Origin of the sequence: Microbacterium sp. (assembly GCF_035554235.1) — a bacterium.
Classification (GTDB): Bacteria; Actinomycetota; Actinomycetes; order Actinomycetales; family Microbacteriaceae; genus Microbacterium.
On sequence record NZ_DATMIO010000216.1, the window covers coordinates 1 to 18,573 of the forward strand.

The 18,573-nt window shown below is 69.5% G+C and carries 15 protein-coding genes and 1 tRNA gene; 10 read left to right on the forward strand and 6 right to left on the reverse strand.

The window, feature by feature from the left end; genetic code table 11:
• Positions 1-9: 9 nt before the first annotated feature.
• Positions 10-483 carry a MarR family winged helix-turn-helix transcriptional regulator gene (locus VNT50_RS11265; RefSeq protein ID WP_325485225.1) on the forward strand — a complete coding sequence of 158 codons (474 nt, stop codon included), beginning with the start codon at positions 10-12 and terminating at the stop codon, positions 481-483.
• A 227-nt stretch (positions 484-710) separates the two neighbouring features.
• On the opposite strand, the gene VNT50_RS11270 is transcribed toward VNT50_RS11265, so the two are convergent.
• On the reverse strand, positions 711-1,559 hold the full coding sequence (locus VNT50_RS11270; RefSeq protein ID WP_325485212.1) for a hypothetical protein: 849 nt from the start codon (positions 1,557-1,559) through the stop codon (positions 711-713).
• 657 nt (positions 1,560-2,216) lie between these two features.
• On the opposite strand from VNT50_RS11270, the gene VNT50_RS11275 reads away from it, so the two are divergent.
• A complete protein-coding gene (locus VNT50_RS11275) occupies positions 2,217-3,572 on the forward strand; it encodes a phytase (RefSeq protein ID WP_325485213.1) in 1,356 nt (451 codons plus the stop codon).
• 96 nt (positions 3,573-3,668) lie between these two features.
• On the opposite strand, the gene VNT50_RS11280 is transcribed toward VNT50_RS11275, so the two are convergent.
• Positions 3,669-3,742, reverse strand: a tRNA-Met gene (locus tag VNT50_RS11280).
• A 103-nt stretch (positions 3,743-3,845) separates the two neighbouring features.
• On the opposite strand from VNT50_RS11280, the gene VNT50_RS11285 reads away from it, so the two are divergent.
• Together VNT50_RS11285 and VNT50_RS11290 are read left to right on the forward strand one after the other, a co-directional pair.
• Positions 3,846-4,391 (forward strand): DUF6328 family protein, encoded by a 546-nt coding sequence (locus VNT50_RS11285; RefSeq protein WP_325485214.1) that lies wholly within the window; start codon positions 3,846-3,848, stop codon positions 4,389-4,391.
• Positions 4,388-5,188: a carbon-nitrogen hydrolase family protein gene (locus VNT50_RS11290; RefSeq protein WP_325485215.1), complete on the forward strand. Its 801-nt coding sequence runs from the start codon at positions 4,388-4,390 to the stop codon at positions 5,186-5,188. Before VNT50_RS11285 ends, VNT50_RS11290 begins: the two co-directional genes overlap by 4 nt.
• Before the next feature lie 14 nt (positions 5,189-5,202).
• Here VNT50_RS11290 and VNT50_RS11295 read toward each other — a convergent pair whose 3' ends face one another.
• Positions 5,203-6,408 (reverse strand): aminotransferase class I/II-fold pyridoxal phosphate-dependent enzyme, encoded by a 1,206-nt coding sequence (locus VNT50_RS11295; RefSeq protein WP_325485216.1) that lies wholly within the window; start codon positions 6,406-6,408, stop codon positions 5,203-5,205.
• A 98-nt stretch (positions 6,409-6,506) separates the two neighbouring features.
• On the opposite strand from VNT50_RS11295, the gene VNT50_RS11300 reads away from it, so the two are divergent.
• The 3 genes from VNT50_RS11300 to VNT50_RS11310 are packed head-to-tail and all read left to right on the forward strand — an operon-like array spanning position 6,507 to position 10,932.
• Complete coding sequence (locus tag VNT50_RS11300) at positions 6,507-8,132, forward strand: S1C family serine protease (protein ID WP_325485217.1); 1,626 nt, start codon at positions 6,507-6,509, stop codon at positions 8,130-8,132.
• Positions 8,133-8,170: 38 nt separating this feature from the next.
• Positions 8,171-9,439, forward strand: coding sequence for a CDP-glycerol glycerophosphotransferase family protein (locus VNT50_RS11305; RefSeq protein WP_325485218.1), 1,269 nt, complete (start codon positions 8,171-8,173; stop codon positions 9,437-9,439).
• Positions 9,436-10,932 (forward strand): CDP-glycerol glycerophosphotransferase family protein, encoded by a 1,497-nt coding sequence (locus tag VNT50_RS11310; protein WP_325485219.1) that lies wholly within the window; start codon positions 9,436-9,438, stop codon positions 10,930-10,932. The genes VNT50_RS11305 and VNT50_RS11310 overlap by 4 nt, the downstream gene beginning before the upstream one ends.
• Positions 10,933-10,952: 20 nt before the next feature.
• Here VNT50_RS11310 and VNT50_RS11315 read toward each other — a convergent pair whose 3' ends face one another.
• A complete protein-coding gene (locus VNT50_RS11315; protein ID WP_325485220.1) occupies positions 10,953-12,011 on the reverse strand; it encodes a glycosyltransferase family 2 protein in 1,059 nt (352 codons plus the stop codon).
• 70 nt (positions 12,012-12,081) lie between these two features.
• On the opposite strand from VNT50_RS11315, the gene VNT50_RS11320 reads away from it, so the two are divergent.
• Entirely contained in the window at positions 12,082-13,386 is a 1,305-nt protein-coding gene (locus VNT50_RS11320) for a CDP-glycerol glycerophosphotransferase family protein (protein ID WP_325485221.1), read from the forward strand.
• Here the strand turns inward: VNT50_RS11320 and VNT50_RS11325 are convergent.
• Both VNT50_RS11325 and VNT50_RS14370 read right to left on the reverse strand, forming a co-directional pair.
• The gene (locus VNT50_RS11325; protein ID WP_325485222.1) at positions 13,370-14,767 is read right to left on the reverse strand and encodes a maltokinase N-terminal cap-like domain-containing protein; all 1,398 of its coding nucleotides are present in this window, start codon (positions 14,765-14,767) and stop codon (positions 13,370-13,372) included. The genes VNT50_RS11320 and VNT50_RS11325 overlap by 17 nt on opposite strands.
• 249 nt (positions 14,768-15,016) lie before the next feature.
• A complete protein-coding gene (locus tag VNT50_RS14370; RefSeq protein WP_414683962.1) occupies positions 15,017-15,673 on the reverse strand; it encodes a DUF222 domain-containing protein in 657 nt (218 codons plus the stop codon).
• A 925-nt stretch (positions 15,674-16,598) separates the two neighbouring features.
• Between VNT50_RS14370 and VNT50_RS11330 the strand changes: the two genes are divergently transcribed.
• Together VNT50_RS11330 and VNT50_RS11335 are read left to right on the forward strand one after the other, a co-directional pair.
• Complete coding sequence (locus tag VNT50_RS11330; protein ID WP_325485223.1) at positions 16,599-17,447, forward strand: nitrilase-related carbon-nitrogen hydrolase; 849 nt, start codon at positions 16,599-16,601, stop codon at positions 17,445-17,447.
• A 155-nt stretch (positions 17,448-17,602) separates the two neighbouring features.
• Positions 17,603-18,573, forward strand: a 971-nt coding sequence (locus VNT50_RS11335) for an amidohydrolase family protein (RefSeq protein ID WP_325485224.1), incomplete at its 3' end; no start/stop codon positions are given.

Consider the following 18,573-nt stretch of genomic DNA (forward strand, 5'->3'; position numbering starts at 1 on the left):
GTGTCCACAATGTCGGGACCCGCAGTTCCCGAGACCCCGCACGACCACGCCGTTCTCGGTGTGCTCCTCGCCGTGCGGGCGTTGAGCGACGCCATGGACCGCATGCACAGCGGCATCAAGGGCGACATGGGCATGAACACCACCGATCTCGCCGCGCTCCGCATGCTCGTGATGCGTGAGCAGCGCGGCCAGGCAGTGAGCCCGCACGATCTGGCCAGGCATCTGCGCATCTCCACGGCATCCACCACCAAGCTCCTCGACCGGCTATCGGCCTCGGGCCACCTCGAGCGTCGCCCGCACCCCCGGGACCGCCGCGCCCGGATCGTCGTGCTGACCGACGAGTCGCGCCGCGCGTTCTTCGAACACTTCGGCGAGCGGCTGCGTGCCATGCGCGGGGTCGCGGACGGTTACAACGACGACGAACTCGCGACGATCAGCAGATTCATCGGCGAGATCTGCGACGCCATCGACCCGCCGTCGTAATGCGCCTCGACCAGGGAAAGATGGAGGCCCGACGAGCCGGGGCCGTCATATTTTGTTGCAGCGAAGCATTGCAGCCGTTGCTTGTCGACACCGACCTGACCGATATCGCCTCCGTGGAACCATTCGACGCCGAGCGTGGAGCGGCCCCTTTCCGTGCTCAGTGAGTTGGGAGTTCCCGTGGGGAACGGATTGCGTGGGTGCGTGTGAGCAGCGCAGGCCGCGACGCCTCAACCGGTGACCACCGGCACGCGCTCCCAGGTGAAGAGCTCGCCGCGGACCGGGTTGATCGTGAGGCGCAGGTATTCGAACGGAGTGGTCTCGCCATGCACGACGATGCGGGTGAAGTTGTCCAGCGCCAGGGGGTTGTCGGCGACGTACGTGTGCGAATCGCCCTGGAGGAGGAGCACCTCTCCGTCGAAGGCGGCTGTGCGGGCCGTGATCCGGTCGACGATCGCCTGCTGCGCGCTGCTGGGCGCCGGAGCCCAGGTGTCTGCCTGCATCGCAAGCACCACCCCGCGGAGGTCACGCCGCTCTGCGGCGTCGAACGTCTCGTCGACCCAGGCGACCGCGGCGGCGATCCGGGCGTCGACCTCTTCGGTCTGTTCCGCTGTCGGTTCGGTGATCCCGATGCCGGTCCACGGGCTGAGGCCGTTGTTGCTGCCGATGACGTGCAGCGTCGCGAATGCCACCCGTGACTCGATCCACCGGACGTTCTCGATCAGTTCCGCCTGATAGTCCACGGTCGCCGGCCGGCTGCCGAGCAGTGACCCCGGCTCGGCGAAGAAGGTCGAGCGCACCGCGGCGAGTCGCTCCAGCGGATTGTAGCCGCCGTTGTTGACGCGGTGGCAGTCTGTCCACTCGTTGTCTCCCGGCGTGTAGACCACTGGGTCCTTGAACGACTCGAAAGTGGCCAGGGCGGCGGCGAAGCGCTCGTCCGTGCACGTCGTGCTGCCGCTCTTGATGTCCCCCAGGTGAAGGGCGAGCCGGACATGGGGATCGTCGTTGATCGCGTGGACCAGGAGATCAACCGATGCCTCCTGCTCGAGACCGTACGGGACATCACCGATCACGGCCACCGTCAACGGATTGGCTGAATTGCTTCCGGTTGACCCTGACCCGGCCGCGTTTGCCCCGGATGCACCGACGAGCATGAGCCCCGCCACCGCGGCGGCAACTGTGAACTTAGGAAGGTTGAAGGCCATGTCGGCATCCCATCGACTCTGTGCCGACCAAGTGGCGGCTTCGCCACCTCACCAGCACCAGGTGGCGCACAATTGAACTTCGATCGAACGATGGACGAAGCATGTGCCGTCGACCGGCCTGCGCGCGATCAACCACAGGCGTCCAGTCGGCCTCGATCTCTTCAGATGTGGGCACGGAGATCCAGTCAGGATGACTAGCAATTGAGCCACCCACGGGAAGCTCTCCCCGACCTCGACCTCGACCTCGACCCCGACCCCGACCCCGACTGCGACCCCGACCCCGACTGCGCATGAGACATGGGGACCCGACACCGAAGAGGCTTCCGGCCTCGGCGACATTCTCTCAATGTCGTGACCGTCTACTTCGACGGACGCGGGCGGCAATTCCGCCGCGACGCACCCCTTTTTGAGGAATCTGGGTTCCGCCCTCCAGCCGATCTTGGTCGCGGTTACGCCGCATGCCGCGCGGGGGGCGTCGACTATTCACCGATGCGCCACCAGGAGTTGGGGTGGCCACGCCACGATCGCTCCATGCCTGCTCGACTCCTCATCGCCGCGCCGGTCGCGGTTGTGCTCGCTCTTACGGCTGCCTTCGCGGCCGCTTCTCCGGCCGCTGTCGCCCGCCCAGCAATTCCGCCGGTGCCGCCCGCCGTTGTGACGACCGACATCGAGACGCCGGTGCTCTATGACGATGACGAAGGTGGCAACGCCTCGGGCGACGACCCCGCGATCTGGGTCGACCCGACAAAGTCGAGCAACTCCATGGTGATCGTGACGACCAAGGAGGGTGGGCTGCGCGTCTACGATCTTGACGCGCAAGAGCTGCAGTCCCTCCTTGCGCTTCCCGCGCCTCGCGCCGATGGCGTGAATGGCCGCTACAACAATGTCGACATCGCCTACGACCTCGACCTGGGTGAAGGGCCGGTCGACGTGGCTGTGGTCTCGGATCGCTACAACGATCAGCTGCGATTCTTCGCGATCGATCCGGCCGGTGCCGCTGCCGACTTGCCGCTGCGCGAGGTGACGGCACGGGAGCTTCCCTTCCTCTTCAGCGCTGACCGCAACGAGGTGGGCAGCGAGCAGACTGCGTACGGGTTGGCGGTGTGGCAGCCGACCGGACAATCCCCCGTGGCAGTGGTGACCCGAGAAGGACGCACGACACTCGCAACGGTGCCGCTGGTGTTGGGCGACGGAGTGGTCGGCTACGAGGGCGTAGCGACAACTCATTTCCCATCCTCCTTCCCGCTGCCGGACGACACGGTGTGGACGCCGTGCGAAGAGCCCGGCGTACAGCCCCAGCTCGAAGGCGTCAGCGTCGACCAGCGCACCGGCGTGTTGTATGCGGCCCAGGAGGACGTCGGACTGTGGTCGCTGCAACTGCCCCTCGGGTCTGGTGAGCCCACCCTGATCGACCGAGTGCGAGACTTCGGCATCCATGCGGAATACGACCCGGAATCGGAGGAGTGCACACCGATCGACCCCGAGGCGGCCGGCTTCGGTGGATCAGCCCTGGAAGCCGATGCCGAGGGCGTGGACATCTACTACGGCCCCGGCGTGACGGGGTACGTCATCGTCTCGAGCCAAGGCGACGACTCATACGCGGTCTATCGCACGCAGGGTCGCCACGAACACGTCGGCACCTTCCGCATCGCAGGCGTCGAAGGCATCGACGACGTGAACGGATCAGACGGTCTGGCGGTGACCAACCGCCCGGTGGGGAACTACGGGCGGGGCCTGCTCGTCACCCATGACGAGCCCGAAACCGGGCCCGACGTCGACAGCGAGCGAGACGCGACGAACTTCTCATACGTCTCCTGGGGAGACATCGCAGATCGTCTCAAGCTGAAAGTCAGCACGACCCGCGGCAACGATCCCCGGTTCGACTAAGTTCAACCCCAGGAACGTAGTCAAGGCGCCAACCAAAGGAGAAAGCCGCTTCCCGAGAACCTCGAGAAACGGCTTCCAACCTGCGCTTTCGCGTCGTTGCGGGGACAGGATTTGAACCTGCGACCTCTGGGTTATGAGCCCAGCGAGCTACCGAGCTGCTCCACCCCGCGGCACAAGAATCGACTCTAGCACGGGGCGGCTAAGGACGTCGAATCCAGGCGGCCCGAGCGCGGCGAGGTTGCTGCGGTGCACGGCATTGGCAAGGATGAGGCCATGGCCGCGAGCAGGGACACCGACCCCGACGACGACACCCACGACGGTGACAACGCCGCGGCCTCCGACGATGAGCGCGACGAGACGCCCAACGAGCGGTACGACCGCAACTGGCTCGAAGTGCTGCAGGAGCTCCGGGTGCTGCAGACGGGCACCCAGATCCTGACGGGCTTCCTCCTCGCGGTGGCATTCCAGCCGGCCTTCCAAGACCTGGACGAGGGGGAGCGCACGTTCTACCTCGTGCTTGTGGTCCTGGCCGCCCTGAGCACGATCGTGGCGCTGGCGCCCGTGTCGCTGCACCGCGCGCTCTTCCAGCAGCGCGCCAAGCGGAGCGTCGTCGCCTACGGGCACGCGGCCCTCATCACCGCCCTCGTCACCGTGTCGTTCCTGCTCGTCGGCGTCGCGGCGTTCATCTTCGACGTGGTCCTCGGCGACGCGGCATCCGTGGTCGCGGCGATCGTCCTCGGAGCGGTCGTCATCGCACTCTGGGTGATCGCGCCGATCGCGATACGCGCCCGCGTCGCGGTCGGACGGGGCCGGGGATGACCGCCGTCGCGATCGGGGTCGCACAGTTCGGCCCCACCGCGGGCGCTGCGGCGAACCTCGCGCTCATCGACGGCCTGCTCGCCAAGGCGGTGGAGCGCGGGGCCCGGCTCGTGCTCTTCCCCGAGTACTCGAGCTACTTCATCGACCCCTTCGACGAGACGCTGGCGCTGAACGCCGAGCACATCGACGGTCCGTTCGTCCAGGGCCTCGTGTCGCTCGCCGAGCGCCACGGCGTGCACGTGGTGGCGGGACTGCTCGAGCGCGGTCACGACGAGCGCCGTGTGCGCAACACCGTCGTGGCAGTCGATGCCACCGGCGTTCTGGCGAGCTACCGCAAGCTCCACCTGTACGACGCGTTCGGGCAGCGCGAGTCGGACTGGATCGAGGCCGGTGAGATCGCGCCGCCCGAGGTGTTCGAGCTCGACGGCCTGCGCTTCGGGCTCATGACCTGCTACGACCTGCGCTTCCCGGAGGTCGCGCGCACCCTCGCCGATGCCGACGTGGATGTCACGCTCGTCGCTGCGGAATGGGTGCGGGGCCCGCTCAAGGAGCACCACTGGCGCACGCTGCTGCACGCGCGCGCGATCGAGAACACGATGTACGTGGCCGCCGCCGACCACCCGCCGCCGCTCGGCATCGGCCACTCGATGATCGTGGACCCCCAGGGAGTGGAGATCGCCGCGGTCGGAACGATGACCGACGTCGCCGTCGCACATGTCGCGCGCGACGCGATCACGAACGTTCGGCGGGTGAACCCGGCACTGCGCCTGCGCCGGTTCCGCGTCGAGCCGAACTAGGGCCCCTTCGGCGCTCAGCCCGCGCGCAGCACCGACAGCCGGGATGCCGCGTCCTCGAGCACCTCGACGCGCTTGCACGCCGCGAACCTCACCAGGGTCGCGTACTCCGCCCGGCGCTCGGGCGTGACGAACGCCGTCAGGGGGATCGCCACAACGCCCGCGCGTGCGGGCAGCGCGCGGCAGAACTCGGCGGCATCCGTCGCGCCCAGGCCGGCGGCATCCGCCACGACGAAGTACGACCCCTGGGGGATGGAGACGTCGAAGCCTGCCGAACCCAGCCCGGCCACGAGCACGTCGCGCTTGCCCTGCAGTGTGGTTGCGATTCCGTCGAAGAACCCCCTGCCCAGGCGCAAGCCGGTGGCGATGGCGGGCTGGAAGGGCGAGCCGTTGACGTAGGTCAGGAACTGCTTCACCGTCAGCACGGCCGTCACGAGATCGGCGGGTCCCGAGACCCAGCCGATCTTCCAGCCGGTCGTCGAGAAGGTCTTGCCCGCGGAGGAGATCGTCAGCGTCCGCGCCCACGCGCCGGGCAGCGTGGCGATGGGCACGTGCGGGACGCCGAAGGTCAGGTGCTCGTAGACCTCGTCGGTCACGATGACGGCGTCGTGCTGGTGCGCGAGCCGCACGATCTCATCGAGCACCTCGCGGGCGAAGACCGCCCCCGTCGGGTTGTGGGGATCGTTCACCAGGATGATGCGGGTGCGGTCGCTGACGGCCGCCGCGAGCTGCTCGAGGTCGGGCTGGAAATCGGGCCAGCGGAGCGGGACCGTCCGCATCGTCGCGCCGGCGAGGGCGATGCACGCGGCGTATGAGTCGTAGTACGGCTCGAAGACCACGACCTCGTCCTCGGGCCCGTCGATGAGCCCGAGCAGCGTCGCCGCCAGGGCCTCCGTCGCGCCGGCCGTGACGATCACGTCGCGCCCGGGGTCGAGGTGCATCCCGTAGAACCGCTGCTGGTGCTCGGCGATCGCGTGCAGCAGATCCGGGATGCCGCGGCCGGGCGGGTACTGATTGACTCCGTTCGCGATCGCTTCGCGCGCGACCTCCAGGACCACCGCCGGACCGTCCTCGTCGGGGTACCCCTGGCCGAGGTTGATCGCGCCCGTCTGGGCCGCCAGGGCGCTCATCTCTGCGAAGATGGTCGGTGCCGCATCGCCCTCCGGCGAGAGCAGACCCGCCCCCGCCGCGGCACGCCTCCAGGCACCAGAGATCCCTCGCATCCCGCCCAGGGTACTCGCATAGGCGAATCCCATCCGCGTCATAAGAAATGCACAGACATGGGCGACACTCTGGGGGGAGCTTGTCAAAAGGAGCACTCATGACCGACACCCAGGGCGAAATCCCCGCCGAGAACCCTCAGACCCCCGCGACGCCCGACGACGGCCCCGCGACGCCCGACACTCCCGTCTCGTCCGCGCCGAGCCCCGACAGCGCGGCCCCGGCCGCGCCGGCCGCTCCCTCGTACCCGCCCGCCCCGCCGATGCCCGGCGGCGGCCCGGCCGCCCCGGCGCAGCCCGCAGCTCCGGCGCAGGTCCCCCCCGCGCAGTCCGCGACATGGGCGCGGCCCGCCGGCGACACGCACGCCTACCCCGGTCAGCAGACCGCCGCAGGACATCCCGCCCCGTCGGGTGAGGCCTTCGGCCTCACGCGGCCCACCGTTCCCCTCGACGGCACGCAGCCGGCCTACGCATGGGCGCCCACGGCTCCCACCGCGACGAGGACCGACGCCCAGAAGAACAAGGGCGCGGGAAAGATCGTCGGCTTGATCGTCGCCGCCGCGCTCGTCGGCGGTGCCGCCGGACTCGGCGGCGCCTACGCCGGCAACTCGCTGTGGGGCGGCCAGACGCAGACCCCCGCCGCGGCGCCCTCGGCGGTCACTGTCAACAACCCCGACGACGTCAATGCGACCACCGCGATCGCCTCGAAGGTGCTCCCCAGTGTCGTGACCATCGAGGTCTCGTCCGGATCGGCCGGCGGCAGCGGGTCGGGCGTCATCCTGAGCGCCGACGGCTACGTGGTGACCAACACGCACGTCGTCACACTCGACGGGGCATCCTCCGACGCGACGATCCGCGTCACGACGTCGGACGGACACCTCTACGATGCCAAGGTCGTGGGCCTCGACCCCGTCTACGATCTCGCGGTCATCAAGCTCGTGGATGCCGAAGGCCTGACCCCGGTCGAATTCGCGGACTCGTCCGACCTCAACGTCGGCTCGTCGACGGTCGCCGTGGGCGCCCCGCTGGGCCTCGCGAACACGGTCACCACCGGCATCGTCAGCGCCCTGAACCGCAGCATCGAGATCGCCTCGTCGGCCGTGCCCGACACCGGCGACGAGAGCGACCAGGGCGACGGTGGTCCGCAGCAGGAGGCCCCCGGCGAAGGCGGACCCTTCACCTTCGACATCCCCGGACGGGAGAACTCGCCGACCGCGCCGACCGAGTCCATCTCGATCTCTGTCATCCAGACCGACGCGGCGATCAACCCGGGCAACTCCGGTGGCGCGCTCGTCGACGGCGACGGCAAGCTCATCGGTGTCAACGTCGCGATCGCCACGGCCGGCTCCTCGAGCCAGTCCGGCTCGATCGGCGTGGGCTTCTCGATCCCGTCGAACGTCGTGCAGCGCGTGACCGACGAGATCATCGAGAACGGCAAGGCGACGCACGGTCTGCTCGGCGCCAACGTCAGCGCGGCGAGCGCGGTGGAGGGCTCCACGATCGCGGGGGCCTACATCGCCGCCGTGTCCGACGGCGGAGCCGCAGCGACGGCGGGCCTGCGGGAGGGCGACGTCGTCACCGAGTTCAACGGCGTGCCGATCACCGACCAGGTCGACCTCACGGCACAGGTGCGTGCCGCCGCCGCCGGCAGCGACGCCACCCTCACCTACGTGCGCGACGGCAAGTCGACCACGGTCGATGTGACCCTCGGCGCGCTCGGAGAGTAGCCCAGGATCAGGACGCCGCCCCGCGATAGGCTCGCGGGGTGGCGTCCTTCTCGTTCGGCGCGGGCAACGCGCAGAAGCTCGTCCGCATTCCGCTGTATGCGCTCGGCCGCCTCGCCACCCTGTTCATTCCGCGCCGCCCGGGCGCGTGGGCGTTCGGCTGCGGGGCCGGCATCGGTGACGGGGCGCTCGCGCTGTGGGAGCTCGTCGCCGACCAGGGCCACACCGACGCGATCTGGCTCACCGGCTCGCCGCGCGAAGCAGCGGATGCCGCGGCGCGCGGCATCCCGAGCGCCGACAAGCACTCGCTCCAAGGCTTCTGGCGCACGGCGCGCGCCGGGGTGGTCGTGGTCACGCACGGCTTCGGCGACGTCAACCGCTACGCGGTCTCGGGATCGTTCCTCGTGCAGCTCTGGCACGGCATTCCGCTGAAGCGGATCGGCCTGGACTCGCCCGAGACCGTGCGCAGCGGCATCCTCCCCGGCTCGCGCTTGGTGAGGACCGCGCTCGCGACGATGTATCGCGGCGCCACCCGGCGCATTCACGTGATCCCGGCCGCATCGCACCTCGCACGCGGCCGCCTCGAGTCGGCGTTCGCGCTCGCCGATGACCGCGTTCCGGTGACGGGGGAGCCCCGGGTGGACGTGCTGTCGCTGGGGACGGAGCAGGAGCGCCGGGCCACCGCGCGGGCGATGGTCGCGTCCCTCGTCGGCGGGATCCCGAACGGCGCCAGGCTCGTGCTGTACGCGCCCACGTGGCGCGACGGCGAAGCCGACCCGGCCGTTCCGACCGCGGGCGAGTGGGCGGCGCTCGTCGCGACGCTCGAGCGGCGCGACGCGGTGCTGCTGGTGCGTTCCCACCCGCTCGGCGCGGGGGAGTACGCACCGCCGATCGACACCGATCGGGTGCGGATGCTGGGCAGCGGCATCCTGCCCGATGTCACGCCCGTGCTGCCCGCGATCGACGTGCTCGTCACCGACTATTCCTCGCTCGCCTTCGACGCCGCGCTCGTTCCGCTGCCCGTCGTGTACCTCGCCCCGGACGTCGCCGCCTACGCCGCGCGGCGCGGCTTCTATGGCGCATACACGGATGTCGCGGGCCCCGACTACGCGACGGCCTGGCCGGAGGCGACCGCCCAGCTCGATGCCGTGCTCGGCGACGAGGTCGTGTGCGCGGAGCGCACGAAGCGCTCGGTGCGGCTGAGTGCGCGGGTGCACGCGCACCGCGACGGCGGCAACACGCGGCGGGTGTACCGTGCCATCATGTCTCGGGCCGGCGCCGCCGCCGGCCTCTCGAAGGGAGCCCCATGACCCACGCCCGATTCACGACGGACGGCACCCCCGCCCTGGTCGTCGAAGGGGATGGGCCGGCGCCGGAAGCGGCGCAGCTCGCTGGCCCGCGGGCGAGGTCGGCGGGCGAGGTGTCCGAAGTCGGGGCCGGGTGGAGCGTGAGCTTCCCCCTGGAGGCGTCGCGCTGGGGCGGACCGCGCCTCGCGCTGCCCTCCGGCGCCTACGACGTGCGGATCGACGGCGCCGCCGTGGCGGGGACCCTTCCCCTCACCGGAACCTTGCCCCTCACCATGCTCGGGACCCTCCGCGCAGAACTCGACGGTGCGACGCTGCACATCGGCCCGCCGATCGATCCGGCCTACGACTCCGGGGAGGGGCAGGACGCCCTCGAGCGCCGCTACGTCGCGCAGTCCGGCGCGCTTGAGAACGCGGTCTTCTTCGAGAGCTTCTACGGTCGCAACGCCAGCTGCAATCCCTACGCGATCGATCGGGAGCTCAGCGCCCGCGCGCCGGGCGTGACCCGCTACTGGAGCGTCGTCGACCTGTCGGTGCAGGTGCCCGACGGGGCGATCGCCGTGGTCGAGGGCAGCCCGGCGTGGTGGCGGGCACGCGGTGCGTCGCGTCTCATCGTGGTCAACGACTGGTTGCGCCGCCGCTTTTCCCGCCGCCCCGGGCAGAAGGTCGTGCAGACCTGGCACGGAACCCCGCTCAAGCGTCTGGCCCTGCATCGGCCGGGCTTCGACCCGCGGCGGATGGCGGCCGTCGTGCGGGAGTCGCGGCGGTGGGACGTGCTTCTGGCCCAGAACCCCTACGCCGCCGGCATCCTGCGCCGCGCCTACGCCTTTCTCACGCGGCCGATCTGGATCGAGGGATACCCCCGCAACGACGTCCTGGTCACCGGCGACGGGTCGGCGATCCGCCGGATGCTGGGCATCGGCACGGACGAGCGCGTGCTGCTCTACGCCCCGACCTGGCGCGACGACCGCTCCGAGATCGTCGACTTCATCGACCCCGCGGCGCTCGCCGCCGCGACCGATTCGGTCGTCCTGGTGCGTGGCCACTCGCGGACGTTGCAACCCGGGCGCGACACCGGGGGTCCTCGCGTCATCGATGTCACCGGCTTCCCCGACACGTCGCAGCTGCTGCTCGCCGCCGATGCGCTGATCACGGACTACTCGTCGGTGATGTTCGACTTCTCGGTGACGGGCAAGCCGATGTACTTCCTGGTGCCCGACATGGAGCACTTCCGCGGCGCGCTGCGCGGGTTCTATTTCGACCTCGCCGCGCACGCGCCCGGCCCGGTCGTTCGCACGCAGGACGAGCTGGTCGATGCGCTCCGCGCCGACGATCGCGGGGCCCATGCGGAGGCCTACTCCGCGTGGCGGGCGAAGTTCAATGCGCGGGATGACGGTCACGCCGCCGAACGCGTCGTCGCACGGCTGCTCGATCAGGGCTTCATCGAGCGGGGATTCATCGACCAGGGCGTCATCGACCGGGGCTTCATCGAGCGCTGAGGCGGCACGAGGGCCGCGGCTCAGGGCAGGGGCGTGTTCCGGTCGCCGAGGCGGCTCGTGTCGACGGTGTGGTGCGCGCCCCGCACGAGGCCGCCGAGAAAGCCGACGCCCCACGTGAGATGGATCGTGGGCAGCACGGCGAGCGTCCAGAGCTTGTCGCGCCATCCCTTGCCGCCCCCCAGCCCGAGGCCCACGACGAGCACGAGCAGCGCATATGCGATCACCGGAAGATAGACGAGAGAGGCGAGGAGTGACCACCATCCGGTCAGCGCGCCGGTGGCCTGAAGCAGGCCGCACACGAGACTGAGGACGATCGCCGCGACGAGCGCCGGGGGGGCGAAGAACCGCGCGGAGTTGCGCCGGCCGTAGCGGCGCACGAGCTCGCCGCGCCACGTGCCCGTGGCATGGAACTGACGGGCCAGGCGGGCCCAGCTTTCCCGGGGCCAGTACGTGACGGCGAGGGACGGGTCGAACCACACGCGGTACCCGGCGGAGCGGATGCGGAGGTTGAGTTCCCAGTCCTCGCCGCGGCGGATGGACTCGTCGAACAGCCCCACCTCGTCGAGCACCGCGCGGCGCATGACGCCGAGGTATGCCGACTCCGCTTCGCCCTCGTGGGTGCCGCTGTGGTACGCGCCGCCGCCGAGGCCGATCGGGGAGTTGTAGGCCCGCGCGACCGCGCGCTGGAAAGGGGTCCGCCCATCGGCGCGCATGACGCCGCCGACGTTCGCCGCGCGCGTGCGGGCGAGCGTCGCGAGAGCTCGCTCCGTGTAGTCCGGCGCGAGCTCGGAGTGAGCGTCGACGCGGATGATCGTGGGCAGGGTGCTCGCCCGGATGGCGATGTTCAGCCCGATCGGGATGTCGGCCGCCGGGTTGTGCGCGAGCGTGATCCGGGGGTCTTCGGCGGCCAGGCGCTCGGCGAGCTCGGTCGTCCCGTCGGTCGAAGGGCCGAGGGCCAGCACGAGCTCCGTCGGTCCATCGACCCGCTGCGCGAGCGTGGTCTCGACGGCGCGCTCGAGGTACCGCCGCTCGTTCAGCACCGGCATCACGAACGATACGCCCGCGCCTTCGGCGACCATGGGCGCGTCCCTGCGCCCAGAGTCGTCGACATTCACTCATCGATCATGTCACGCGCCTAAGCTTGGCCGGGTGGGACTGGTCTCGGACGCGCGGAAAGCCGTCGCCCTCGTGCGACGGGCGGTAGCCTCCCGGTCGGCGGCGCGGAGCGTTCGGCAGACGCTCGCGGCCGGCCCGCCGCATCCGCTGCACCACTACAAGGTCGCGGTCTACTTCGCCGACGGCGCGGTCAACATGTACCAGATGCGCCAGTGGTACAAGCCGTTGGCCGAGCTGGCGAAAGCGTGGCCCGTCGTCGTGCTGTCACGGGTCGCCACCGGCGCGCAGGCACTCCTGGCGGAGGATGCGCCTCCCGTGGCGTTCGTCCCGACGGTGCGCGACCTCGAAAGGTTCATCTCGGAGCAGGACATCAGGGTCGTGCTGTACGTCAATCAGAACACCCGCAACTTCCAGATGTTCCGGTACGGCCGGCGGTGGCACGTCTTCATCAACCACGGCGAGTCCGACAAGATGTACATGACCACGAACCAGTACAAGGCGTACGACTACGCCTTCGTCGCCGGGCAGGCCGCGCGCGATCGCCTGTCGCGGGTGCTGTGGGACTACGACGTCGATCGGCGCACGATCGAGATCGGGCGCCCGCAGGCCGACCACTACTCCGGGGTGCTGCCGTACACCCCTGACGAGCGCACCGTCGTGCTGTATGCCCCCACGTGGGAAGGCGACCGCCCGTCGGCCCACTACGGCTCGATCCTCACCCACGGCGAGGCCCTCGTGCGGGCGCTGCTGGCAACGGGGACGCACCGCGTGATCTACCGCCCGCATCCGCGCAGCGGCGTCGTCAACCCGGAGTACGGTGCCGCCAACCAGCGGATCATCTCCGCCCTGGCTGCGGCGAACGCGACCGACGCGTCGGCCCGCCACGTCTTCGACGACGGGCCCGAACTCGGGTGGCAGCTCGCCGCAGCCGACGTCGCGATCGTCGACATCTCCGCGATGGTCTACGACCGGCTCGCCGCAGGCAGACCGCTCATGGTCACCCGGCCGGCCGACCCGCTCGCGTCCGTCGACACCCACGGGTACCTGCAGGCATGCGAGTGGCTGGATGCCGCATCCGCCCGCTCGATCGTGTCGGCTCTCGCCCGGGTCATGGGTGACGACGCGGCGACCGCCCGCCTCACCCAGTGGGTCACGCACTACTTCGGCGACACGTCCCCGGGGGCGGCGACGGCGAAGTTCCACGCCGCGATCGACGGCCTCATGGCCGACTGGGATCGGTGGCACGAGAAGGCGCTCGCCGGGGGCGAGGAGGACGAGCCCGAAGGCGACGAAGCCGAGTTCGACGACTCCGAGCCGGAGCTCAGCCCGGGCCGATGAGGCGCGTGATCGCCGCGAGCGGGATCGAGATCCAGGTCGGCCGGTTGCGCGACTCGTAGATGGCTTCGTAGACCGCCTTGTCGAGTTCGAGCGCGTCGAGAAGCCGTCGGGTGGCGCCGAGATCGGCTCCGGATGCCTCGGCATAGCCCGCCAGGAAGCTCCGGCGGGCCGCACGCGCCCACTCCTGCACAGACTCCCGCGAGCGGTCGGGCCGATCCAGCCGGATGGAGCCCGCGACGTAGTCGAACGAGCGCAGCATCCCCGCGACGTCGCGGAGCGCGAGGTCGGGGCGGACGCGCTCGATCATCGGCCGCATGGGCTCGCCCTCGAAGTCGAGCAGCACCCACCCGCGGCCGGGGACGAGAATGACCTGCCCGAGGTGGTAGTCGCCGTGGATGCGCTGGAGGGCCGGCCAGGCGTCCTCCGCCGCCCGCAGGTAGACGGACTCGATCGCTTCCTCGCTCGTGGCGAGTTCGGGAACCTCGGCGATCGCGGTCGTGAGCCTGCGGCGCCACGTGTCCCGAATGCCGTCGCGGTCCTCCGCGGTGCAGTCGTGGATCGGAAACAGCCCGGAGAGCGCGACGTGCACTTCGGCCGTCGCGACCCCGAGGGCGTGTGCGCGGTCGGAGAAACCCTCGCCGTCGGCCGCGGCCTGAAGGGCGACGCGCCACGCGTCCTCCACGTCGGGGAAGAACTCCTGGGCGAACGCGAGTGAGCCCTTCATGGATGCCCGGCCGTCGACCGGGTCGGGCCACTCGCCCTCGACCGACCCGATCGTCCGTGGTACGCGCGAGGATCCCGCCCCGGCGAGCGCCGTCTGCAGCTCGATGTCGGGGTTCAGGCCGGGATGGACCTGCCGGAACACCTTGCAGATGACGGGCACGCTCATGCCGTCGTTCGGGCGGTAGATGATGCTCGTGTTCGACTGTTCGCCCGCGATGACGGCGGCGACCACCTCCTGCGCGACGGGCGGCGCCGATGGCACGGGAACGCCGCGGGCGAGCGTCCGCGAGCCACGGCCCTCACCGCCTCGTGAGGTCATGCGCAGCAGGGCGGCGGCGTACGCGGGATCGAACGGGCCGTCGATGAGCGTGGTTCCGGGTTCGGGGTTGCCGATGACGTGGGCCGCGGCGGGGTCGGCCGAAGACGTCGCGCGGGCCACCACAGGCACCTGGTACGTGACGGGGGGAAGCGAGCCCTCGTCGGCGACGAGGTAGGTACGGATCCGGATGCCGGCAGCGGGCGCGCCGGAAGCGGGCGCGCCGGAATCGATCGGGAAGTCCCACGAGGCCACGAAACGGAGGGTCGGGTTCCGGCCCTTCGCGGCGTACCAGCGCTGCCTGGGCATCCAGGCCGCCAGGCACGCCAGTGTGCTGTCCATGGCCTGAGACTATTGCCGCGCCGCGCGGGCGTCGACGGTGTCTGCAAGCGCTTGCAGATTCGGTTCCGAGCTGTGGCCAGGAGCGAGGGCGGACGAAAACGGGTCGTGTGACCTGACGCGTTTCATTTCGTGTCGTCGTCCGCACGTCGTCGAAACCCTCCTCGCTGGAATCGGTCGCACCACTCCCTCACGATCTGGGTTGGCCGAGCCGATCACGCCACGTCGGAGGTGGCACCCGGCGGCACCGCATCAGGGTGAGCTGTCGGGGGCGGCGGATCCCACGACCAGCGCAGTGGCGATCTCGAGCTCAGTTGGACCGACCCTCATCCGCGACGAAATGGTCGATGTGGTGTGCCTCGCAGTACGACGCGGGCATCGCGCATTCGGGGAACATGCATCCGCCGTCGCGCACCGCGAGGGCGATCCGCTGCTTCGCGCTGAAGAGCCGACTCTCGCGACCGAGACGCAGCGGATTCCCGAACGGGTCGACGGTGACAGTCCGCCCGCCCGATGTGCAGAGCGTTCGATCGACGACCGAACCGGGCAAGGTCTCGCCGCCGTCCTCCGTGCCGATTCGCGCTCATCGGAGTCCACGAACCGTGGACCGCCGCGCCGAGGTCGCATGAACGCATCCACCATGGCCCGCAACCAGGCGGCGCCCTCGTCGTCGAGCACCAGGTGCGCGCGGTGCTGGCCGTGGTCGTCTGCCCACATGCGGAACGACCGCGCTTCGTAGCGTCGGGCGAAGCGATCGGCGGCACCGTCGGGGTCGAGGCGGTCGCGAACCTGACGTGCCCCACGCAGCAGTTCCTCCGGAGTGCAACGCGGGGCCTCGGCCATGAGCTGTTCAGCGGCCAGGGACCAGACCGCCCGCCATTCGGCGGATCGCGCCTCGGTGCTGTCCATCGAAGCTCCAGTGTCGAAGTTATCTTCTACGGAAGCGGAGGCGCTCCCGTGGTCGCCAATGCTAGGCGGCTCGCCGAGTCCTCTGAGGATCGCGTCATGCTGCGCGGGCGTCAGGGCCCCACCCAGCAGGCCTGCCCGCAACGGTTCGTGCCACGGGAGGCGCGAACCGTCGGAAGGTTCCGTGCCACCGCCGTCAGTGGCTCGGGTGGTGTGGACTGTTGGCTTCCCTCGAGGAGCGACTCGCCGAGCCGCACGCTGCGCGCGGCGTCGCCCTTGGATGCGCCCGTGATCGATTGCACGAGCGCGACCGGGGAACGATGTCCGCGTGTCTGCGCCAGCCCGCCGTGACCATGGTCGCGCGTCGATCGAGCTGCCGCCACGCCAGCCGTCGACACCAGGAGTCGCTGTGCAGCGTTGACGATCGCGGACGCCCGCGCCATCACCTCGAGGACCGAAGCGTCGCTCAGCATCCGGGCGCCTTCGCTCGATCCGGAGGCATCGACGTCGATCTCGGGTACTCGCGCAACCCTGCGACGAGGTCGCTGAGCTCGGAGATGAACGCCATGATTCATGATATCAAGGACGTGCGACATTAGCAACTATGTTCGAGAAAGCTCTTGCACCGTCGAGTCGAGCTCTCACACCACGATGACGGTCATGACCTCGTCGCCGTAGTCGTTGATGACCTGGACTGCGATCTTGCCCGATGCCGGACGATCGAACGGCATCGAGACCGTGCGATAGAGCGTGCCCCCGTGGCCGCGATGCCCCCAGGGTTGCGGTCCGGGAACCGCACCGGCGATCCCATCGTCGCCAGACCTTCCGCTGGGACCCGAGGTGATGAACAATCGCAAAGACAGTGAAACGCGAGCGAACTGCGCACACCCGACGATCACAAGGTCAGCAACGAAGGATGGGAGCCGATATGGCGATCGTACGAGCCGCCATCACGCAGACGACATGGACCGGCGACAAGGAGTCCATGATCGCGAAGCACGAGGGCTTCGCACTCCAGGCGAAGGAGCAGGGCGCGCAGGTGATCTGCTTCCAAGAGCTCTTCTACGGGCCCTACTTCGGCATCACGCAAGACAAGAAGTACTACGCCTACGCTGAGCCCGCCGACGGGCCGATCGTGCAGCGCTTCGCGGCCCTCGCGAAGGAGCTCGAGCTGGTCATGGTGCTCCCGATCTACGAAGAGGACCAGCCGGGCGTCTACTACAACACGGCCGTCGTGGTCGATAGCGACGGCACGATCCTCGGCAAGTATCGCAAGCACCACCTGCCGCATCTCGACAGGTTCTGGGAGAAGTTCTATTTCCGCCCGGGCAACCTCGGCTACCCGGTGTTCCAGACCGCGGTCGGTCCCATCGGCGTGTACATCTGCTACGACCGTCACTTCCCAGAGGGATGGCGGGAGCTCGGCCTCAACGGCGCTCAGATCGTGTTCAACCCCAACGCGACGAAGCCCGGCCTGTCGAACCGGCTGTGGGAGCTCGAGCAGCCGGCGGCCGCCGCGGCAAATGGCTACTTCGTTGCCGCGCCCAACCGCGTCGGCCGGGAGGACAACGAGTACGGCGACCTCGCTGTGACGTTCTACGGCAACAGTCAGTTCGCCGATCCCCAGGGCAACATCGTGGGCGGCTACGGCAGCGGCGAGAGCGAGGAGGTCGTCATCCGCGACCTCGACATGGACATGATCCGCGCCGTGCGCGACGATTGGCAGTTCTACCGCGATCGCCGGCCCGACTCGTACACCTCGATCCCGAAGCCATGATCTCGATACGCGCTTCGCGCTACTCGATCCCCACTTACTCGATACGCGCTTCGCGCTACTCGATCCCCGATTACTCCTTACGCGCTTCGCGCTACTCGATCACCGATATCTCGATACGCGCCGCGCGCTACTCGATCACCGAATAGGAGGATCCGATGGCAACGACACTTCTCACCGGCGGGACGGTCGTCAGCGCGACCGGGCGCGTGCGGGCCGACGTCCTCGTCGACGGCGAGCGCATCGTGGCCGTGCTCGAGCCGGGGTCCCAGCTGCTGGGCACCGACCTCGCGGCATCCGTCGACACCGTTCTCGACGCGACGGGCAAGTTCGTCATCCCGGGCGGCATCGACGCGCACACGCACATGGAACTGCCCTTCGGCGGCACCGCGGCCTCCGACACGTTCGAGACCGGCACCCGCGCGGCGGCGTGGGGCGGCACCACCACGATCATCGACTTCGCGGTGCAGAAGTACGGTGAGCGCGTCCAGGACGGGCTCGCGGCCTGGCACGCGAAGGCCGACGGAAACTGCGCGATCGACTACGGGTTCCACCAGATCATCGGTGGCGTCGACGCCGCCGCGCTCGCCGCGATGCCCGGGTTGATCGACGAGGGCATCACGAGCTTCAAGCTGTTCATGGCCTATCCGGGCGTCTTCTACTCCGACGACGCGCAGGTGCTCCGTGCCATGCAGGTCTCGCGCGAGACCGGGTTGCTGACGATGATGCACGCCGAGAACGGGCCGGTCATCGACGTGCTCGCCGAGCAGCTCATCGCCGAAGGCAAGACCGATCCGTACTTCCATGGCATCGCCCGCGCGTGGCAGATGGAGGAGGAGGCGACGCACCGATCGATCATGCTCGCGAACCTCACGGGTGCGCCCCTGTACGTCGTGCACGTCAGCGCCAAGCAGGCCGTCGAGCAGATCGCCACGGCCCGCGACCGCGGTCAGAACGTGTTCGGCGAGACGTGCCCGCAGTACCTCTACCTCTCGCTCGAGGAGCAGCTCGGCGCCTCCAGCCCGGAATTCGGGCGGTTCGAGGGTGCCAAGTGGGTGTGCTCGACCCCGCTCCGCTCGCGGGCGGAGGGGCACCAGGACTCGATGTGGCAGGCGCTGCGCACGAACGA

Bases quoted from the DNA above. Each gene is read 5' to 3' on its own strand.
- VNT50_RS11330 (WP_325485223.1), top strand. From the start codon at position 16,599: ATGGCGATCGTACGAGCCGCCATCACGCAGACGACATGGACCGGCGAC.
- VNT50_RS14370 (WP_414683962.1), bottom strand. From the start codon at position 15,673: ATGGACAGCACCGAGGCGCGATCCGCCGAATGGCGGGCGGTCTGGTCC.
- VNT50_RS11265 (WP_325485225.1), top strand. From the start codon at position 10: ATGTCGGGACCCGCAGTTCCCGAGACCCCGCACGACCACGCCGTTCTC.
- VNT50_RS11285 (WP_325485214.1), top strand. From the start codon at position 3,846: ATGGCCGCGAGCAGGGACACCGACCCCGACGACGACACCCACGACGGT.
- VNT50_RS11310 (WP_325485219.1), top strand. From the start codon at position 9,436: ATGACCCACGCCCGATTCACGACGGACGGCACCCCCGCCCTGGTCGTC.
- VNT50_RS11275 (WP_325485213.1), top strand. From the start codon at position 2,217: ATGCCTGCTCGACTCCTCATCGCCGCGCCGGTCGCGGTTGTGCTCGCT.
- VNT50_RS11300 (WP_325485217.1), top strand. From the start codon at position 6,507: ATGACCGACACCCAGGGCGAAATCCCCGCCGAGAACCCTCAGACCCCC.
- VNT50_RS11325 (WP_325485222.1), bottom strand. From the start codon at position 14,767: ATGGACAGCACACTGGCGTGCCTGGCGGCCTGGATGCCCAGGCAGCGC.
- VNT50_RS11290 (WP_325485215.1), top strand. From the start codon at position 4,388: ATGACCGCCGTCGCGATCGGGGTCGCACAGTTCGGCCCCACCGCGGGC.
- VNT50_RS11315 (WP_325485220.1), bottom strand. From the start codon at position 12,011: ATGGTCGCCGAAGGCGCGGGCGTATCGTTCGTGATGCCGGTGCTGAAC.
- VNT50_RS11295 (WP_325485216.1), bottom strand. From the start codon at position 6,408: ATGCGAGGGATCTCTGGTGCCTGGAGGCGTGCCGCGGCGGGGGCGGGT.